A 3,383-nucleotide genomic window follows, 5' to 3' on the forward strand; every position below is an offset into this window, starting at 1 on the left:
CAAATTGGAAATAGCTGCAATAATGTCAAACCGGGACCGCAGGGTTCCTGTTTTTTGTTCAAATAGTTTGTTTCTTATCCAAAATTCTTATCTTTGTAAATGAATACCTTATATTTCGGACGATATGCGCAAGGATGCCGTGCCGAAATAAAAATCGGGAACGCTATTTGATCGTCAAACTGAAAAACCAAAGCTATGAAAAAGATCGTTTGTCTTATCGCAATGGCTCTGTTTACCGCGACGGGTTGTACGTCCGTGGAGATGAATCAAACAAAGACTGATACCCCAGATGATAATACACAGGGAAAGGCTACTACTTTGTCCTGCGCCGATTATACGCTGAATCCTCTTTGGAACTGGGCTGAAACGCCCGCCAATCAACTGATCGTGATTCGCAGCCAAGCGGAACTGGCGGATTTTATATTTCCCAACGACAAATTGCCCGAAGATATAGACTTCGAAAAGAACACGCTCCTTTTGGTTGCAGGACAGGCCACAAACGGAATCGAAAGCGTCAAAAAAAACTTTGTAAAGGCGGATGCTCAATATATATATTCCGTAACTTTTCTGCTGAACGACACCACCGAAGCCCCGAAATGGCGTGTAGCGCAGTTGGTTCCGTTTGTTCCGAGCGAAGCGAAAATATCGCTCGATCTGGAGATTAATTAGCCTCCTCCTGCTTTGCCAGCAGATAGTAGCAGGTCGTCGTGAAAAAATTTCTCACATAAGGTATTTTCCCGATAACGGGAGATAGTATGCGCGGTTTCAATCCGAATTTCACCTGATAATTCGGGTTTATGAAATATAGCCGCTGATTCACTATACGTAATCCCGTTGCCGTTACTAATTTATGGAAACCCTCGATAGTGATGCGCGTATCCCGAATTTCAAAAAAACATTTCACAGTACTTTCCTTTTCGCCGCATGCCCTGAACACCAAACGGAAAAGAGATCGGGGCAACAGGTGGATGTAAGGACAATTGGCGATAATCCGGTTCTTCGCCATTTGCTGATGTCCCCCGAACGGCATTTGCCATGCGGGGAATCCCAGATACAAAAGGCCGTCAGCTTTCAAAAAGGATTTTAAATGCAACATCAACCGCTCTTTTTCGGGAATATGCTCCAACGCATCGTGCAGGATAATCAGGTCGTAAGGTTGTGTGTCGCTGTAATCGAAAATGTCCGAACAGATAAACGTCCCTTTCAACCCCCTTTCGGCGAAAAGTGTCTTTGCGGTTTCGATTGACGGTTTATGAATATCTATTCCTGTTACCGTGGCCCCCTTTGCCGCAAAAATGGAAAGAATGCCGCCAAAGCCGCAACCGACCTCCATTACCCGGCAGTTACGGCCGAATTTCAAGGATGTGTGCTGTTCAATGTAAGGGAGATAATAGTTCCGGCAGGAAGTTGCTGTTTCTTCAAAGTAGGCGGAACGATCCTGATGGCGTGTTTGCATGGTGGAAATTTGAAAAAACAAAGGCGGAGAATCCGATTCTCCGCCTTATCGGTAAAAATTACTGTAAGGAAAGTTCTAATGACGAAGTGAGTTCGACGGTAAAAGGTTGTGTGATAATAATGCTCTTGGCGTTGGTAAACGTCAGCTTGGCATTATTCTTAACGGTTACGTTCGTCGCGGAAATCTCATCACCCGAAATAACAGTATCGGTTGTTACCGTCTTGTCGTTGAAATAGACGGTAGAACCTGTGTTTTTTGCCTTTATAACAGCGGCGTAAGCATCTACCAAACCATAGCCCATTTGGTTGTTCCAAGTTCCGTTGGTGTGGCCCGATTGGGTCGTATAGGAATAGTTGCCACACTTTTTAGCCGTACTTTCGATAATATCCGCAACCTGCTTTTGCGTCAAATCCGGATTTACGGAAAGAACCAATGCGGCAACCCCTGCGACAAGCGGACAAGCAAACGAAGTCCCGCTAATGGCGGATGAATAACCGCTATTAGTGGTGGTTGTAATAACATCCTCACCCGGTGCAACAACATCCAGAGCAGAACCATAATTGCTGAACGATGCCCGCATACCGCTGCTGCTGATTGCACCCACCGCTATAACTTCGGGATTACAATTTGCCGGATAACCAACGGTCGATTGATAATCATTGCCTGATGCAAACACAACGACGCACCCCTTTCCCGAACGTCCGTTTCTCAACGCATTGGAAATAGCATCGTCAATGACTTGGTATTTGACCGAAGAACCCCATGAATTCGAAATAACGGCAGCGCCATTATTGCAGGCAAAATTGATTGCATCGGCCCTTTTCTGCCGACTGTCGGGATTTCCCATAAGCGTATTACTTATAGACATCAGTTTGCAGTTAGGAGCTATTGAAGCGATGCCGATTCCATTATTGGTTTTAGCACTGATAAATCCAGAACAATTAGTCCCATGAGTGCCATAAACCTTGCTCGGACGAGTTCCGGTTTCACTGTCGTAGCTGATTGTGTGGACATTCAAATCGGGGTGATCTAACTGTATTCCATGATCGACAACAGCGACAATAATGTTTTCAGATCCTAAACTTTCTGCCCGCGCGTTTTCGAAGTTAATGTCTACTCCAGCGGTCGCCGTGTTTTTCAAATGCCACTGCGAACTGTAAAGCGGATCGTTTACCACGGCATATAAGTCATCGTCACACATCAAATCCGGCTGACAAGCCTCGAAAAGCCCGGTTTCATAAAATATGTTAGCCATGTCCAACGCATTGCCTGCGGATTCATTGGTGCAGGAAAGCGTGTACCAGTCACGCATATATCCGTTTCTGCCGAGTATCGTCACTTTGTTTTCTTCGGCGAACTGTTGGAGAGTACGCAAATCTTTTATAGATTTCACTTTTACATAATGAACAAACCTACAATTACGAACATTGCAAAAGATAATTTTTTCATAAGTTTATTCGATTTAGAGTGAGATATTTGTGTATTTCAAAATTAGAGCAAATGTCCCCGAAACCCAAAAAATAAGGGCCGCTAAAATTTTTCAAACAAGGAGAATTCCTGCCTGAAATACAGGCTATTATACACATCAAAAAGCCCGAAAATTTTTCAGTTTTCGGGCCTTGCTCTAATATGCTCTAAATCAGCAAATTACCAGCAAATCTTTATTGTCAACAAGTTTTGCTGGCAAAAATATTGATTATCTGATATTTACGAAATAATATTGAGAATCACATCTTTGGTTGTAATATGCGAAGCTATTATTTTCTTTTTCAAATGGAACTTCCGCATGTATATTGTTTTTAGCGTTTCATTGGTAATAACGCTTATCTGTTGCGGTGAAAATCCGGCATAGAGCAGGCATAGCAATTCCACGAAACATGGCTTGATTTTCGGATATTCGGACTTGAAATTAGAAATCACATTATCG

Annotated in this window: 3 protein-coding genes and 1 pseudogene; 1 reads left to right on the plus strand and 3 read right to left on the minus strand. The window is 43.4% G+C overall.

The window, feature by feature from the left end:
* The first annotated feature begins 195 nt into the window (after nucleotides 1-195).
* Nucleotides 196-669 (plus strand): hypothetical protein, encoded by a 474-nt coding sequence (locus AC5RDS_RS10145; protein ID WP_302582535.1) that lies wholly within the window; start codon nucleotides 196-198, stop codon nucleotides 667-669.
* Here the strand turns inward: AC5RDS_RS10145 and AC5RDS_RS10150 are convergent.
* From AC5RDS_RS10150 to AC5RDS_RS10160, 3 genes and pseudogenes are all read right to left on the minus strand, one after another.
* Nucleotides 662-1,456, minus strand: a complete 795-nt coding sequence (locus AC5RDS_RS10150) for a class I SAM-dependent methyltransferase (protein ID WP_494222325.1) — start codon at nucleotides 1,454-1,456, stop codon at nucleotides 662-664. The two genes, AC5RDS_RS10145 and AC5RDS_RS10150, sit on opposite strands and share 8 nt — an antisense overlap.
* A 58-nt stretch (nucleotides 1,457-1,514) precedes the next feature.
* On the minus strand, nucleotides 1,515-2,831 hold the full coding sequence (locus AC5RDS_RS10155; protein ID WP_317192888.1) for a S8 family peptidase: 1,317 nt from the start codon (nucleotides 2,829-2,831) through the stop codon (nucleotides 1,515-1,517).
* 332 nt (nucleotides 2,832-3,163) lie between these two features.
* Nucleotides 3,164-3,383: pseudogene (locus AC5RDS_RS10160) on the minus strand (tetratricopeptide repeat protein); the annotation flags it as partial.

This window comes from Odoribacter sp., assembly GCF_985060555.1.